General features: G+C 43.2%; 15 protein-coding genes. 11 read left to right on the top strand and 4 right to left on the bottom strand.

Translation table 11 applies throughout. The features are described from left to right. Positions 1-288 precede the first annotated feature (288 nt). From ACE3T3_RS05835 to ACE3T3_RS05820, 4 genes are all read left to right on the top strand, one after another. Positions 289-672: an Mpo1-like protein gene (locus ACE3T3_RS05835; protein WP_374664978.1), complete on the top strand. Its 384-nt coding sequence runs from the start codon at positions 289-291 to the stop codon at positions 670-672. Between the two features lie 647 nt (positions 673-1,319). Beyond that, entirely contained in the window at positions 1,320-1,940 is a 621-nt protein-coding gene (gene thiE / locus ACE3T3_RS05830) for a thiamine phosphate synthase (protein ID WP_374664976.1), read from the top strand. Between the two features lie 40 nt (positions 1,941-1,980). Next, positions 1,981-3,279: a glutamate-1-semialdehyde 2,1-aminomutase gene (gene hemL / locus ACE3T3_RS05825; RefSeq protein ID WP_374664974.1), complete on the top strand. Its 1,299-nt coding sequence runs from the start codon at positions 1,981-1,983 to the stop codon at positions 3,277-3,279. 105 nt (positions 3,280-3,384) lie between these two features. Then, positions 3,385-3,798 carry a heme-binding protein gene (locus tag ACE3T3_RS05820; RefSeq protein WP_374664972.1) on the top strand — a complete coding sequence of 138 codons (414 nt, stop codon included), beginning with the start codon at positions 3,385-3,387 and terminating at the stop codon, positions 3,796-3,798. 658 nt (positions 3,799-4,456) lie between these two features. Here ACE3T3_RS05820 and ACE3T3_RS05815 read toward each other — a convergent pair. Together ACE3T3_RS05815 and ACE3T3_RS05810 are read right to left on the bottom strand one after the other, a co-directional pair. Beyond that, positions 4,457-4,906: a hypothetical protein gene (locus ACE3T3_RS05815; RefSeq protein ID WP_374664970.1), complete on the bottom strand. Its 450-nt coding sequence runs from the start codon at positions 4,904-4,906 to the stop codon at positions 4,457-4,459. A gap of 8 nt (positions 4,907-4,914) precedes the next feature. After that, positions 4,915-6,126 carry an ATP/GTP-binding protein gene (locus tag ACE3T3_RS05810; RefSeq protein ID WP_374664968.1) on the bottom strand — a complete coding sequence of 404 codons (1,212 nt, stop codon included), beginning with the start codon at positions 6,124-6,126 and terminating at the stop codon, positions 4,915-4,917. A 278-nt stretch (positions 6,127-6,404) separates the two neighbouring features. Here ACE3T3_RS05810 and ACE3T3_RS05805 point away from each other — a divergent pair, with 278 nt between their 5' ends. The 3 genes from ACE3T3_RS05805 (at position 6,405) to rapA (ending at position 10,865) form a co-directional block, all read left to right on the top strand. Beyond that, on the top strand, positions 6,405-7,109 hold the full coding sequence (locus ACE3T3_RS05805) for a phosphopantetheine-binding protein (RefSeq protein ID WP_374664966.1): 705 nt from the start codon (positions 6,405-6,407) through the stop codon (positions 7,107-7,109). A gap of 132 nt (positions 7,110-7,241) precedes the next feature. Continuing rightward, a complete protein-coding gene (locus ACE3T3_RS05800; RefSeq protein ID WP_374664964.1) occupies positions 7,242-7,886 on the top strand; it encodes an RluA family pseudouridine synthase in 645 nt (214 codons plus the stop codon). A 141-nt stretch (positions 7,887-8,027) separates the two neighbouring features. Continuing rightward, positions 8,028-10,865 carry an RNA polymerase-associated protein RapA gene (gene rapA / locus ACE3T3_RS05795; protein WP_374664962.1) on the top strand — a complete coding sequence of 946 codons (2,838 nt, stop codon included), beginning with the start codon at positions 8,028-8,030 and terminating at the stop codon, positions 10,863-10,865. A gap of 131 nt (positions 10,866-10,996) precedes the next feature. Here rapA and ACE3T3_RS05790 read toward each other — a convergent pair whose 3' ends face one another. Next, on the bottom strand, positions 10,997-11,284 hold the full coding sequence (locus ACE3T3_RS05790; protein ID WP_374664960.1) for a hypothetical protein: 288 nt from the start codon (positions 11,282-11,284) through the stop codon (positions 10,997-10,999). A gap of 227 nt (positions 11,285-11,511) precedes the next feature. Here ACE3T3_RS05790 and ACE3T3_RS05785 point away from each other — a divergent pair, with 227 nt between their 5' ends. Both ACE3T3_RS05785 and ACE3T3_RS05780 read left to right on the top strand, forming a co-directional pair. Further along, the gene (locus ACE3T3_RS05785) at positions 11,512-11,778 is read left to right on the top strand and encodes a PAAR domain-containing protein (RefSeq protein WP_374664958.1); all 267 of its coding nucleotides are present in this window, start codon (positions 11,512-11,514) and stop codon (positions 11,776-11,778) included. Between the two features lie 311 nt (positions 11,779-12,089). Next, the gene (locus tag ACE3T3_RS05780; RefSeq protein ID WP_374664956.1) at positions 12,090-12,899 is read left to right on the top strand and encodes an alpha/beta fold hydrolase; all 810 of its coding nucleotides are present in this window, start codon (positions 12,090-12,092) and stop codon (positions 12,897-12,899) included. A 207-nt stretch (positions 12,900-13,106) separates the two neighbouring features. On the opposite strand, the gene fabR is transcribed toward ACE3T3_RS05780, so the two are convergent. Continuing rightward, positions 13,107-13,763 (bottom strand): HTH-type transcriptional repressor FabR, encoded by a 657-nt coding sequence (gene fabR, locus ACE3T3_RS05775; protein ID WP_374665082.1) that lies wholly within the window; start codon positions 13,761-13,763, stop codon positions 13,107-13,109. A gap of 178 nt (positions 13,764-13,941) precedes the next feature. Here fabR and ACE3T3_RS05770 point away from each other — a divergent pair, with 178 nt between their 5' ends. Further along, on the top strand, positions 13,942-15,009 hold the full coding sequence (locus ACE3T3_RS05770) for a ferredoxin reductase (RefSeq protein ID WP_374665080.1): 1,068 nt from the start codon (positions 13,942-13,944) through the stop codon (positions 15,007-15,009). Positions 15,010-15,024: 15 nt separating this feature from the next. Next, positions 15,025-16,119: a fatty acid desaturase gene (locus ACE3T3_RS05765; protein WP_374664954.1), complete on the top strand. Its 1,095-nt coding sequence runs from the start codon at positions 15,025-15,027 to the stop codon at positions 16,117-16,119. Positions 16,120-16,303 lie beyond the last annotated feature (184 nt).

Raw genomic sequence — 16,303 nt, 5'->3', positions numbered from 1 at the left:
GTTCATCCGCTTTATTGCGCTACGCCATTGTGGCTGCAGAGCGAAAGGATGTCTTGCAGTGATGCCTTGCTGTCATTTTAATTACTGATTCTAACCAAAAACAAAATTGATGTAAGACTTGACGCAGGATTAAAGCGCCTAATCGAGCAGAGATTAGCAGCAAGCTGCGGCGCGATGTTCATTTGCCGCTTGCAATGCTTTAAACCGGTTATCCAGCTGGTCATGGGATTGGCTTTTCAGCGGCTGAAATTTGCGCTATGGTGATTAAAAATCATCAGGATGATGTCCATGAATGCTCAAGCTCCAGTTCCGCAAGAACCGCCATCTGAACCTCAGGCTGTCATGCCGATCAGCAATTATTCAGAATTCTACCGTTTTTATCTTACAGAGCACCGCAATATTATGAGCCGGCGCCTGCATGTGGCCGGCAGTACGATCGGTCTGTATTTTTTTTCTAAAGGCATTCGCCAGCGCAAAGCAAAATATTTTGCCTTGGGATTGCTGTCTGGCTATGCTTGCGCATGGGTAGGGCATTTTGTTTTTGAAAAAAATAAGCCTGCCAGCTTTAAGCAGCCGCTGTACAGCTTTATTTCGGATTGGCGCATGCTGTCAGATGTGCTGCGCGGAAATTTAAGCCTGAAACATCGGGATCTGGATAAAATCGAAAGCTGATAGCCGGGTTTTACTGTATTTTTAAAGCATGTGATGGATGAAAAGTGCAAGCGATCTTGGGTTGAATTCAGATTTTTGGGATTAATTTATTTTTTTATCAAATGGTTGAGTTTGTAGCGTATGTTTGATATTGCATTTTTAGAATAATTGCTTTAAAAATAATTGAATGAATTTTATCGCCAGATCAGACACTCAGCATGATCTTGAAAAATTCAATGTTTTCCAAGCCTAGAGCGACCTTTCTCTAGGCTTTTTTTATGCCGCTTATTTATAAATCATGTAAAAACAGGCTGTTGAAATTTTTATTACAAAGTTGATGAATCGATAAAATAGGGCAGGCTTTTTGATGATTCACGTTCCCCAAACGTTTTGCTGAATCATCAAAAAGCCTAATCTTGCGCGTAGTTCTTTTTTATGAAGTTTATTTTTTATTGTTCTTATGTGTTTAATTGTACAAACCCAATGAGCCGTGTATATCCCCAAATTTGGGTATTTTGCGTTAAAAAAAATTTATTTATCACTTTTATGCGGATGAAGAGGGCAATGCCGCTGAATAATGCTGAACATTGTATTTTTATGGCAAGAAATGCTTAATCTTATTAGAGTTCTGCCTATAATAGGGGCAACTTAAAAGTTGTGAATGTTGTATGCGCGGTTTATATCTAATTACCAATGATGATCCTATTGAATTGCTTTTGGCGAAGCTGGAAGGCGCAATGGCGACTTATGAAGTCGCTGTTTTGCAATATCGCCGTAAAAATGTTGCAAAAGAAAATCAGGACTATGAAATTGGCTATATGAAACACCTATGCGCACAGTACAAAGTGCCATTTGTGATTAATGATGATTTAGAAGCAGCGGTGCACTACGGTGTAGGCGTGCATTTAGGACAAGACGACGGTTCAATTGCAGATGCTGTGGCGCGTTTGCCAAAAAATGTCTTAATTGGCCGCAGCTGCAATAATTCTATAGAGCTTGCAGAACAGGCGATTGCGGATGGCGCTAATTACGTGGCATTTGGCGCAATTTTTGCGACTGAGACTAAACCTGAAGCAGGCCATATTGGCCTTGAAACCTTAAAGCAGGCCAAAGCGAAACTGAATGTCCCGATTTGCGCCATTGGCGGTTTGACCGTAGAAAACTCTGCCGAAGTAATCGAAGCGGGTGCAGACCTTTGCGCTGTCATCAGTGACGTGCTGGGCCGTTCGATGTCTGTTGTCGGGCAGCGTGTATACGACTGGTCAGAGCTTTTTGCTGAAAAAGCATAATTGTAGATTTGTGTTTTAATTTTTTTGTTGAGTATTTTTCATGACTTTATCTGCTAAACAAGAACAGCTTTTTAAACAAGCCAGCAAACATATACCTGGCGGTGTGAACTCTCCTGTGCGTGCATTTAATGGTGTAGGCGGTACACCAGTATTTATTGAAAAAGCGCAAGGCGCATACCTTTACGATGTAGATGGTAAACGTTATGTAGATTATGTCGGTTCTTGGGGCCCAATGATTTTAGGCCATGCACAGCCAGATATTATTAAAGCAGTGCAGGAAGCAGCAGTCGATGGTCTAAGCTTTGGTGCACCAACCGTGCATGAAACGACTTTGGCGGACATCATTTGTGAAATTATGCCGTCAATTGAATTGGTGCGCATGACCAACTCGGGCACTGAAGCGACCATGACCGCCATCCGCCTTGCGCGCGGCTATACTGGCCGTGACAAAATTGTGAAATTTGAAGGCTGTTACCACGGCCATTCAGATTCGCTTTTAGTAAAAGCAGGTTCTGGCTTGCTGACCAAAGGTGAGGGCGAAGCGACGTCTGCGGGTGTGCCTGCAGATTTTGCGAAGCACACTTTAACCCTGCCGTATAACGATATTGCAATGCTCAAAGAATGCTTTGCAAAATTCGGTTCAGAAATTGCCGGTGTGATTGTTGAGCCTGTTGCGGGCAACATGAACTTGGTGAAACCGATTGACGGTTTCCTGCAAGCGATTCGCGATGTGTGTGATGAGCATGGTTCGGTCTTTATCATTGATGAAGTGATGACCGGTTTCCGTGTAGGCTTAGGCGGCGCGCAAGCGCATTATGGCGTAACGCCTGATTTAACCACTTTGGGCAAAATCATTGGCGCTGGCTTGCCAGTCGGCGCATTTGGCGGTAAACGCGAAGTGATGGAATGCATTGCGCCATTGGGCAAGGTGTATCAAGCGGGCACATTGTCAGGCAACCCATTGGCCATGCGTGCCGGTATTGAAATGTTCAAGCATCTGCGCCAGCCGGGTTTCTATGAAACGCTGACTGAAAAATTGGCAGGCTTGCTTGCAGGTCTACAGGCTGCTGCAGATGAAGCGGGCATTCCATTCTTTACGCAGCAAGTCGGCGGCATGTTTGGACTTTATTTCACGGATCAAACTGAAATCACTGGTTTTGATTCTATTTTGAAATGTGATGTAGACGCTTTCCGCACATTCTTCCACGGTATGCTGCAGCGCGGTGTGAACTTGGCGCCGTCTGCTTTTGAAGCAGGTTTCTTCTCAAGCGCGCACAGCGATGAAGATATTGCGTTTACCATTGAAATGGCGAAAGAAGTTTTTGCAGAAATGAAGTAATTTTCATTTAAATCAGCTGATTCTGATTTAGAATAAAGCCCGCAGCCAGCTGCGGGCTTTATTGTTTCCGCATGATTCAGTAGGTATTAAGAAAAGGATTTTTAAATGAAAACTAAGCATTATTTAACTTTGGTCGATGCAGAATTTTTACTGAATCAAGCGCATCAATATGCTATTGAACATGGTTTTAATGTCAGCATTGCGGTAACGGATGAAACCGGCAATTTGCTGGCAATGAAGCGTATGGATGGGGCATCATCAATGACAGCCAATCTATGTTTGGAAAAAGCCAAATGTTCAGCGGTCAGCAAGCGGCCATCTAAACTGTTTGAAGATTTAATCAAAGGCGGGCAGATGGGCTTTCTGACTATGCCGACATTTAACGGCATGCTGGAAGGCGGTGAGCCGATTTTGTATGAAGGGCAGCTGGTTGGCGCAATGGGAGTGTCTGGTGTGAAGTCTTTTCAGGATGCGGAAATTGCACAGCAGGCGATTGAGAAGTTTTTAGCGCAGGTATAATTATTTTAATAAAGTTTCGTAAGTTTAACTTTATACAGATGTCTCAGTTCCATAGTTAATGATGCGTGGAACGTGATATATCAATAAAAATGCCGTTTCATTGCGCTTAAGCTTGGAATGGTTTTTACTAAAAAATTGATGCTAAAAAGAAAATTTAAAGCATTTCGCATAACGTGTATGATGTTAATTTTAGAAAAACTTTAAAGAACAAAAAAATATGTGTGAATGCCTGTCTGTAGGTAATTTTTTTGTATGTCCTACTAGTTTTCAGATGTTTTCAGTCATAACTACAATATGAAGTATAAGTTTCCTCGCTACTTCATTGAAGATCCTCCATGTGAGGAAGCCAACTTGCTATTTTGAATGTTATCCACCCTTCCATTGCTCAAACTATCCCGCAATTTCTGCGGATAACCTTTGGGGTGAAATTTAAGCAGTTTTGTACGTATTTGCTCACAAAAATTCCTGCCCTTTGCTACTATACGACCTCACGCTGATTTCTTATCATGGGGATATAGATATCAGGATGCTCCAAATAATAATAACAAGATTAGATACAAGGAATGTGAGGTACGATAGGAGATACCTAAGCATCAAATATGAAAAACCCCGACAGAATGTCGGGGGAATTGTCTAAATTTGGTTCAGGTAATCCTAATTATGTATGCTTCTTTGGCGATAAATAAAACAAATGATCTTTATCTAAAAATACCACATAAAAAATATTATTATCCATAATCCCAATTACCCTAACAGATCCTTGTAAGCGCAATGATGACCAGTTTGCTGATGAAGATAAATTTTTAGGGCATACAGGAAACTTTGTTTTTTCTCTTTCAGGATAGTGTCCATATTTGGTAATTCTTTGTGGGTTTACTGAGCTTTCTTTGCATAATTGGATAAATGCTATATTCATAAGTGAAAGTAAATTGAGTGTTTCCCATGTTTTTAAAGACTGACAATATTCCGTATCTTGATCTATAAAGTATGAAAAACTAATTACGACTAAATTTTGAACATTGTTAGCACTATTTGTGGACTGTAAAGCTCGTGTACCATCCTTACGATTACTCGATCCTAAAGGAGCTTTAGAGGGTCTTTTTACCATTTTTTAGCTTACCCTTTCATTAGCTCATCTATTTCAGTGTAACTTGAAAATAATGGAATGGCTCCATATTGCCCTTCTAAGTAATCACTACTATAGCTTTCTTTCTTTTTAATCTTATATTCAATCAATGAATATAGTTGACTCTCATTCGTAAGTTGATCTTTATCTACAAACCAAATTTGATCAGGTCTTAATAAGGATGAATCCATTAAACAAGAATCTTGTACAACAGCTATTAATTGAGATTCTTTATTACTGAATTGGTGAAATATTTTTAAAATTTCTTTTGTTAATAAAGTATGAAATTTTGAATCAAACTCATCAATAATCAACAAGTTATTTGAAATTATTGAATCGTATAAAGGTCCTAGAAGATACAAAACTTTTCTTGTTCCCTCAGACTCAAAACTTATAGGGAAATCATCAAATCCATCCTTAGTTTTTTTTACTACCTCTACTTTTAATCGAGTTACTTTTGACCTAATATGGCTTGATTCTTCTTTAATATGCTCAATATTTAAATTATGAATATTAAAATTTTTTAAGATGCTCAGGGCCCATGATCTAAACTGTTCATCTTCTTCAAATAATTTGTAAGTTATAGCTTTAAAACCACGTTCATTAATCCCAGAAATAATTCTTACTTTTTTCACGAAATTAATAATAGTTCTACATATTTCTTTTGAAGATAGTGCAGCAACGCTAACAACAGGAATTGTTTTATCTATAGTAAGTTCATCATTTTCAATAAAAGAATCAAGCTCTGTAAATCTTGATTTTTTATAGATAATTTTTTGCTTCTCTCTAAAAAAGACCTCTGTCTCTCTTACCGTTTTTGTGTATAACCATTCTTCTAATATTTCAAATTCATTGAATGCTAATCCATATCTATAGGTTACAGCATTTTCCTGGAAAACAATTTCAAATTGAGTGGGTTCATCACTACTTTCGTCATCCAAAAGAAATGGTGAAGTTTGGCTAATTTGTGGCTCTTTTTCTTCTGAACTTGTTGAGTCTAACATGATATCTCTAAAGTCATAGAAGGCATCGACAAAATTTGTTTTTCCACTAGCATTAGCTCCATAAATTAAAGAGCTTTTTAAGACTTTACCAGCAATTAAATTCTCTGGATGCTCAACATTTTTTTCCGATGCCAACATAGAAAAAGTTTGCACACTTTTAAATGAAGCAAAGTTTGAAAAAGAAAAGCTTAGAAGCATAAAACACCAATTATTCAACAATAATATTTAATATTTATCAATTTATACCATTTTTATACCATTAAAAGTTATTTTTATTGATTTTAATAATCATATTTAACATAAAATCTCGTATACTGAATGTAAAGCAATAAGAACCTTGTAAAATATATCCTTCTATCAAAGCCCATCCCATGCTGAAAGAATAAGCAATCACATCACTAAAATAATCACAGCGATTCATTCTGCGTTAGCATCCGAATACCCATATTAAGTTCGTTTATTTGCACTGAGATCATATGCTGTATTCCATGCCCAAGAAAATTCAACTTGCACCCTCCACTGCAAAATGGGCGGCAGCCTCCACACAATCGGTTTTGGCTGTGGCAGGGCTGAGTGAATTACTGGCAAACCGAGAACTTTCAGACAGTGAGCTGATGCAAAACTTAAACAGCATCATGGCTAAAGCCAAAGCGCTGGATATTCCGATTGTTGATTTATCCGGTGCAGGTGCGATGAACGGCATGCAGCGGCTGGGCGAGCTGATGTCCACTTATCAGCAATTGATGATTGCAGGGCAGATCACGCCGCTGCTGAAACAGATCCTGCCGCATTTAATGACCGTCACAGCGCAAATCTGCATTATTGATGACGCTATTTTATTGCCCAATCAAGAGCTGCATATTCAATGGGTGGATAGCCTCACCGCGCAAGGCATCCATCATATGAACAGTTACAGCATCAGCCGCTTATGGAGCTTAAGCGCGCCGACAGAATATGTGCTGTCCGTCAAAGGCATCTTGCTGGCGGTAGCGGAACAGCTGCAGATGGAAGCGCTCGAAATTGATCTTTCTGTGGATTTGCGCCAGTACGGGTTGGACTCTGTGGCGATGGTCAGCCTGATTGGCTTATGGCGCGCCAATGGCGCAAATATCACTTATGAAGATTTCTTTGAGCATCCTGCTTTGCAGGATTTGCTGCAAATTCTGCTGGTTAAAAATTAAAAAGCAGATAATTGGAAAAATATTTCTGCTAAATCGTAAAAATCATTATCAAATTGGCCATTTTGCATTGTATTTCTTGGCTAAGCTTTTTATCATTGCGCCCTTGTTTTCGCGATTGGCCTGGATTAAACATTGAATAGTTTCCTGACAGAACATCTGATTCATCGTGATGAAGATTTTATGGTGATTCATAAGCCGGCAGGCTTGCTCACTGTTCCAGGAAAAACGCCAGATTTGCAGGATTGCCTCATCAGCCGCCTGCTTCAAGAAGAACCGAAAACCTTGCTGATTCACCGCCTAGACCGCGATACATCGGGCATTTTGGTTTTCGGATTGTCCCGCTTAGGTCAAAACCGCATCTCCCGTCAATTTCAAGAGCGCCAAACCTCCAAAACTTATCATGCTGTTGTGGCGGGTACGTTGCAAGGCGAGGGCACTGTTGATGTTCCCGTGGTCTATGATCCAAGACGTCCGCCACTGCATATTGCAGACCCTGCACACAATAAGCCAGCGCTTACCCATTGGGAAGCGGTTGAAAATTTCCAAATAAATGGTGTGCCTGTAACCCGGGTTAAACTGACGCCGATTACCGGCCGCTCACATCAGCTGCGGGTGCATATGCAGTATTTAGGACACCCAATCGTGGGGGATACGCTGTATGCAGATGAGCAGCATCAGGCGCTGATGCCGCGTCTTTGCCTGCATGCAGAGCGCTTGAGTTTTCAACATCCTGCGGCAGAAAAAATGATTGAATTTTTCTGTCCGGCGCCATTCTAGAAAATACCTGTTAAACATTTAAAATGATGCTCACTTTTTAGTGGGCTTTATGTCAAAATCTATTGCTATTCGGTGCGGGTTTTTGATCAAATATCAAACACGATTTGAATCATAAATTTGCAGTCCTGACTTAAGAAAAAGGTGGAAAAATTGCAGCAGTTCGCTATTGGTCAACGTTGGTTATCAGACACAGAAACAGAACTGGGATTAGGAGTTCTCATTGACGTAGATGAGCGATCGGTCAGCATTCTTTTTCCAAAAAGCGATGAGACTCGGGTATATGCGCGCCACAATGCGCCTTTATCCCGCATTGTCTTCAATGCAGGCGATGAGCTGCAGGATCAGGAAGGCACAGCTTGGACAGTTGAATCGGTTGAAGACCGCAATGGCGTGCTGCGCTATAACGTGATCCGCACGCAAGCCGACGGCACTGAAGAGCGCAAAGCGCTGAATGAAACCCGTATTGGCGCGAACATTCAGCTGTCTAAGCCTTTAGACCGCCTATTGGCGAGTCAAATTGACTATAAAGAATGGTACGACTTGCGTATTGAAGCCATGCTGATGCAGGCCAATATGAAGTCTAGCCCATTGCGCGGCCTGGTCGGTTCGCGCGTTGGCCTGATTCCGCATCAGCTGTATATTGCCCACGAAGTCGGCAAGCGTTTTGCGCCGCGTGTTTTGCTGGCCGATGAAGTCGGTTTGGGTAAAACCATTGAAGCAGGCCTGATTATTCATCAGCAACTCAAAACCGGCCGCTCTGAACGCATCCTGATTTTAGTGCCGGATTCACTGCAATATCAGTGGATGATTGAAATGCGCCGCCGCTTCAATCTTGAATTTTCTCTGTTTGATTTGACCCGTACAGCGTCAATTAAAGAACATGATCCAGATCAAAACCCGTTCTTGACTGAACAGCGCATCATCGCCAGCATTGATTTAATGATTGACCATGATGACTTGCGTGAACAAGCCTTAGAAGCCGGTTTTGACCTGCTGGTGGTCGATGAAGCGCATCACTTGATGTGGAATGAAGAAGAGGGCGGCAACGACCGTTACGACCTGGTTGAAGAATTGGCGCAGCAGACGGCAGGTGTATTGCTCTTAACAGCGACTCCTGAGCAGCTGGGTGTCGAAAGCCATTTTGCGCGTTTGCGCCTGCTTGACCCATCACGTTTCAATTCGCTGGACCGTTTCTTGGATGAAGAAGAGCAGTATCAGCAAACAGCAAAAATTGCTGAAGTGCTGATGTCCGATTTTCCGCTGGAAGCAGGCCATTTAGATGCCGTTGAAGCCTTATTGGGACAGCGCATTGAAGATACGCCGGAACAGCGTTTCCGCGCGATTCACGAAATTTTAGACCGTCATGGCACAGGCCGTATTTTGTTCCGCAATACGCGCGAAGCGATTCAAGGCTTCCCGGGCCGTGACTGCCAGCCAGCGCCATTGCCGGCACCGGAAAACTGGTCAAAAGACGGCAAGCTGCGTGAGCAAATGTGGCCTGAAGAAGCGCAGCTGGACGGCGCATGGATGGAACATGATCCACGCGTGATGTGGCTGATGGAAAAACTGCGCACAGATTTGAAACACAATAAAGTGCTGTTGATTGCCCGCAGTGGGCCAGTAGTTGAAGCGCTGGAAAATGTGCTTCGCCTGCATGCCGGCATCCGTACTGCGATGTTCCATGAAGGCATGAGCCTGCTGGAACGTGACCAAGCGGCAGCCTACTTTGCAGAAGAATCTTACGGCGCGCAAATTTTATTGTGTTCTGAAATTGGTTCCGAAGGCCGCAACTTTCAGTTTGCTTCTGATCTGGTGCTGTTTGACTTGCCGGCCAACCCGGATGTGCTGGAACAGCGTATCGGCCGTTTGGACCGTATTGGCCAGGAAAACCGCATTCAAATTCATGTGCCGTATTTATCCGGCACTGCGCAAGAGCGCATGTTCCGCTGGTATAACGAAGGCTTAAACATTTTCAGCAATATTTCGCCGACGGCGCAAACCTTGCAGGAAAACTTCATTGTGAACCTTAAAGACTGCCTATTGGCAGATTTAGGCCAGCAGTTTGAAGATTTGCTGGAAGAAGTTTCTGTGCAGCGTGAAGCGCTGGAAGCTGAATTGCAGGCTGGCCGTGACCGCTTGTTAGAATACAACTCTTGCCGTCCAATTGTGGCGCAGGAAATTGTGACTGCATTGGAAGATTACGACGACAACACCACTTTGCCAATGTTTATGAAACGCTTTATGGCGGCGACTAATATTGATTTTGATGAGCAAAGCAACGGTACGGTCATCATTAAGCCAACTGATCAAATGCAGGTGCAAGGCCTGACATTAGATGAAGATGGCATGACTGCAACATTCTACCGTGACCAAGCGCAATTGCGTGAAGATGCGCAATACCTGACTTTGGAGCATCCATTCACGGAAAGCGTGATGGAAATGATCAACACCCAAGGTTTCGGCAGCACCAACGTCGCGGTGCTGAAATCAGCGGCGCTTCCGCAAGGTTCGGTGCTGATTGAAGTGTGGTTTAAAGTGGATGTGATTGCGCCTAAAGCGCTGAACTTGCCGTCCAGCTTGCCGCAGCAATTGGTACGTGTACTGCTCAGCGAAAAAGGCCAAGACCTGTCGCAAAAAATTGCGCCAGAAATTCTGAAACCGTATTTGCATCATTTGGACAGCAACAGCTGCCGTCAAGTGGTAAAAGCGCGCCGTGACGTGATTGAAGAACGCTATAATCAAGCGCTGGAGATTGCCAAAGCGGCATTGCCAAACTTTAAACAGCAGGCAAAAGAAGTTTATGGCAGCAAATGGCAATATGAAATTGACCGTTTGACTTACTTGAAGCAATTCAACCCAAGCATCCGTGAAGATGAAATTTCGCGTCTGCAAAAATTGCAGAAAGAAGGCCTAGGCTTGCTGGAAGGCTTGTCGGTAACGCCGGAAGCCATTCAAGTGATGGTGGTGGTGAAGCCTTAAATTTCAGGCTGAACTGAATAAAAAAGCGCCTAGATAAGGCGCTTTTTTATTGCTTTGCATGTGCTGAATCAGTTGCGAAATTTGCTCTGATTGGCGTTGAATGTACAGGACTAAAAATGAAGTGAAAAACGTTAAGCTAAAAAGTCTTCAAAATGCTGCCAAATTTTAGCAGCCGCTTTTTCGGCGCGCGGCGTGTTTTTTGCAAGGCCCAAAAATTCATGTTCGATTTCTTGCAGGCAATCTGCAATTTCAGCCGCTGTGGCGTGCTCATCTTCTAAAATATCTAAGATGTCTGCAATATAGGCGTCATATTCATCCTGCATGGCTGCATCTTTACGGATATTTAACGGATCCCAGTCGTGCAGCAGCACGTTTTGAATTTGCTGAATGAATAATTCAGAACGTTCTTCTGAGTTCATGGTGCGCCTCGCTAAGCGGATGATTGATTTTGAAGCCATTATATCGCTAATACAGCATAAAACTGAACTGCTGCGAAAAGATGGCGCTGAATTGCCGAACAGTCAGGCAAAATTTCCACGCGTAAATCATCCATAAAGAAAATGGCAATCATCGACGCGGAAAAATCTAGAGCATGCACAGGTTTTCGGCTAGAATATGCGCAAAATTATAAAAAAGGATCATAATCATGGCAAAAGCGCTGGTGACATTAGGCTCGCAGACCTCGCATGGCGGCATCGTTACTGAATGTGAAAGCTCATTTACGATCAATGGCATTGCAGTGCATTTAAACGGCATGAAGCATTACTGTCCCAAATGCAATGCTGCTGTGGCTGCCGTCGCATCCGACCAATCCACAACGGTAAAAGGTCGGGCGGTTGTGATTGCGGGGGATAAGACCACTTGCGGAGCGACTTTCATGCCGAATCAAAATTTGGTTGTATCGGCAAAATAAGCGAAATAAGCAAAATGCATCGAGCAGCCTCGGTGAGATAGTTTTAATAAACTGAGATTGCATGGCAGGCCTATTGAAGCTAAACCTCAATATTGGATTGAATGAGCATCAGCTCAAATATCTAGAGCATGTTGATGGCGATAACGCGGGTCTGCATCTGCACAGACGGCTGCCTATACAAAACCGACTTTGAAAAATGCCGGCTGAAGAAAGGAAATGACTCTGCATTCAAATTAAAATTTTAATGTGCAATTACAAAATTTCTAATTACAGGTTAGGCTGAGCGCATTCTTACGCTTATTCTGCAATTTATGACTCAGCCGATTCATTTCACCCATGCCAATGGCATTCCCGCTGCCAGCTATCAAAAATTTTTAAGCGCTTTGGGCCAAGGCTACAGCATTAAAGCCATTCCTATGCTGGGGATGAGTTCCAGATTTCCTGTGACATATACCTGGAAGCATTTGGTCAATCAGGTCATTCAAGATATTGAGCAGCAGTTTGGGCAGCAGCAGGTGATTGGATTAGGCCATTCATTTGGTTCATTGGTGACTTTAATGGCCGCGTATCAGCGTCCAGACTTGTTCTCTCAGTTGGTGATTATGGATCCGCCCTTTGTGATTGGGCCTAAATCCGCCATTTTTGAAGGCATGCAAAAGTTAAAGCTGAAAGCGGTGGATAAAATTACTCCAGCCGGGATTACCCTCAAGCGAAATGATCACTGGCAAAGTTTTGATGAGGCCTATGCTGCGCTGCGCAATAACCGCCTGTTTAAAAGTTTTGATCAGCAATGTTTTGATGACTATTTCGAGCATGGCATTCGAGCAGATGAAAACCGCGGCGGCGTGACCCTAAGCATTCCCAAAAATGTGGAAGCGCATATTTTCCGCACGGTGCCGGCATGGTGGTGGCGCACGCCGCGTAAAGCGCCGAATATGCCCGTACATTTAATCACAGCAGAGCACAGTCATTTTTATAAGCAGGGCTTGCCGCAAGGCATGAAAAAAGCCTACGGCATAGATTTCAGTGTTGTTGAGGGCGGGCATATGTTTCCGCTGGAAAGTCCTGAAATGACGGCATCTAAAGTTGCAAAAATTATTGAAATGCAGCACATACATTAAAACTTCACAAATATTGTTTTAAATGAATTGTTTATAATGGGTATGAGGCTGCTATTAATGATTTTTTAATGAGAGCTATTTCAAACGCAATGGCTGCTGGCAGCAATTGTAAAGCTGAAAATCTATATCTTGAGTAATATTCTGAGCAGATCAGTGCATGCGTTTAAAAAAAATCAGCCTAGGCTGATTTTTTATTTTATGGAGAGTTTAGCGGATCTTCGCCTCATCCAAATGCCGCGCGCCTTCTAAAATCATCCGAATCATAATCATAGTTTGTTCAGCCACTTCTTTGCGTTCGTCTGCCGGCAAATCAATCACTTTGGCGCCCATATTGAAAACTAGCTGAGTAATGCCTTTGGCCACAATTTCAGGGTGCGACAATTTGCTGTTGTTTAGACGTTCCAGCACAATTAGATCTTCCTTCAATTCTTGCTGGAAAAAATTCAGCTGACGCTCAACAGCCTGCTTATATGAGGTGGAACCTGTATAGCCTTCGCGCAGCAACAGGCTTAAATTGCCTTCATCCTCATTCAGCTGATCAATAAAAACTTCTACCGAACTGCGGATAATGCTGTTTTGTCTTGAAGCTTTTAAGCGCGCCTCATGCAAAATTTGACGCAAAACCAAGCCTGAACGGTCGATCAGCTCAATGGCAAGTTCATCTATATCCTTGAAATGCCGGTAAAAACTATTTGGTGCAATACCTGCTTCGCGTGCGACTTCACGCAGGCTCAAAGAGGCGATGCTTTTTTGCGGGCCAATTAAATGCAATGCTGCTTGAAACAGTTCTTCTTTTGTAATGGTTGCTTTACGCCCAACTGTGCGCACTGTCACCGTTTCAGGGAGTATTTGTTCTTCGGGCATAGGACCTATTTTCGCTTTCAATGCAGACGGAGCCATATTTTTCAATGGATTGGAAACCATACCATAATACAGCAAAAGCTTACAGTTTTTGTAGGGTATAGATTAAATGCACGAATATATATACAAATATATATACATGTGTATAATAATTAAAAACCGCAATGAGATGTCCATGACCATGCATGCTCTTCAAAAAACTAAACAGCCGTTGAGCTTCTTTACAGAAAGCGTTGCTGACTTGAATGCTGTCAATTTTTGGCTGCAAAAATTCAATCCGCTGTGGTCAAGCAATCAAGCTTTAGCCAAAGTCGTGCACAAAGAAATGGCTGCTGCCGATTTGGTTAGTTTGACCCTGCTGGTCAACCGCCATTTTAAATTTGGCGAAGCTGGACAGCATCATCCGGTATTTATCACTGTAAATGGCGTGCGCTATGAACGTACCTACAGCTTGACCAAATTAGATCAGCAGCATGTGCTGCTGAGCGCTAAAAAAGTAGAAGGCGGCAAGGCCAGCACTTGGCTGACTGAGCAAGTAAAAGAGGGCGATATTCTCGAATTCGGCCTGCCGTTTGGCGATATGACAGTTCCTGCAGACACGCCTCTGGTGCTGCTGGCAGCGGGCAGCGGCATCACGCCGATGTTCAGCATGCTGAATGCCTTAAAGGCATCCGGCCAGTTGAAGGCACAGCCAGTGCAGCTGCTGTATTGGGTGAAGCGCCATGAAGATGCGGCTTTTAAAGGCTATTTTGAGCAGCTGGCGAAAACGCATGAAAATTTCAGCTTCAAAATTTTCTATACTCAAGCCGATGAAGCGGATGCCCGTTTAAATGACGCGCATGCCTCCGCTATTGCAGACTTATCGGCAAGCACCGTATACGCATGCGGCCCATCCGGTTTTGCCGCTAAAGCGGAAGAATTATTTGCGCATGCAGCCAAGGCTTTCCAAAGCGAAGCATTCAGCATGAGCATGGCTGTATATGATGACATTGGCTTTGTCAATGTAACGCTGACCCAATCGAATAAAGTGCTCAGCATTCCTAAAGGCCAGTCTATTTTGGCAAGTTTGGAACAGCAGAATATCAAGCCTGCGCATGGCTGCCGCATGGGGATTTGCAATAAATGCGTATGCAATAAAGCGGAAGGCGCAACCAAAAATTTATTAAATGGCGCGCAGAATGCCGAACCGGGCAATGCGCTTAAAATTTGTGTGAATTCAGCTCAGTCTGATCTCGTGATTGATTTATAAGGTAGGACAATTAATATGAACATGCCTGTAAAAATTGAATATTTTAGAAACCCGAAAAATCGTGAGCTGACTCAGGCTGACTTGGATAATCTTGCGCGCGAACTTGATGCGATTAGGCAGGAAGTTCTGGATGATATCGGTGAAAAAGATGCCGAATATATCCGCCGTGTGTATTCAACAGTCCGCTATTCGTCTTTGGCCGGCCGCGCTTTGCTGTTTGCTGGCTGGTTCCCGCCGGCATGGCTATTGGGCACAGGGCTGCTTGGCTTTGCCAAGATCATGGAAAATATGGAATTAGGCCATAATGTGATGCATGGCCAATATGACTGGATGAATGATCCGAAATTCCATGGCCCAAGCTATGAATGGGACATTGTCGGGACTGCGGACAACTGGCGTCAAACCCATAACTATAAGCACCATACCTATACCAATATTAAAGGCATGGATGATGACATCGGTTATGGCTTGGTGCGCTTATTCCCTGAACAGCGCTGGAAGCCCGGCTATCTTTTGCAGCCGCTGTACAGCATTCCGTTCTGCCTGCTGTTCCAGTGGGGCGTGGCGATACAAAACCTTGAAATTGGCAAGGTGCTTTATAAGCGCAAAACATGGAAACAGTTTGTGCAGGAGTGGAAGCCGACGCAGAAAAAAATCGGCAAGCAGTTCTTTAAAGATTATTTCTTCTTCCCGCTGATTGCTGGCCCTGCAGCATTGCCTGTGTTTACCGGCAATTTGGTCGCAAACGGCATCCGAAATGTCTGGACATTCAGTATTATTTTCTGCGGCCATTTTACTAAAGATGTTGAGGTGTTCCCGAAATCTGTCTTGCAGAATGAAAGCCGCGGCCATTGGTACATGCGTCAAATCCGAGGTTCTTCGAATTTAACGGGATCGGAAGCATTTCATATTTTGACTGGCCATTTAAGCCATCAAATTGAGCACCATTTATATCCGGATATTCCTGCGCGCCGTTACCGTAAAATGGCGCCAAAAGTGCAGGCTGTGTGCGAAAAATATGGCTTGAATTACAACAATGCGAGCCTTGTGAAGCAGTACGGCAGTGTATTAAAACGCATTGTGAAATATGCGTTCCCATTCAAAAAATAACATGCCTTGCAGATTGTTTTGCATTAAAAAAGCCGCTTTTACCGCGGCTTTTTTAATGCAAGCGTTTAGCGTGCTGTACCGCTGAACGATTTATTCATTCTTTATTCACAGCATTCGTTATGAACTTATTCATGGCACCAAACATGCCGCTGAGCAGCTGCAGCCAGACTCAGGCTAATCAGCA

Source organism: Acinetobacter sp. (genome assembly GCF_041919735.1).
Classification (GTDB): domain Bacteria; phylum Pseudomonadota; class Gammaproteobacteria; order Pseudomonadales; family Moraxellaceae; genus Acinetobacter.
This window is presented reverse-complemented; position numbering and strand designations above follow the sequence as displayed.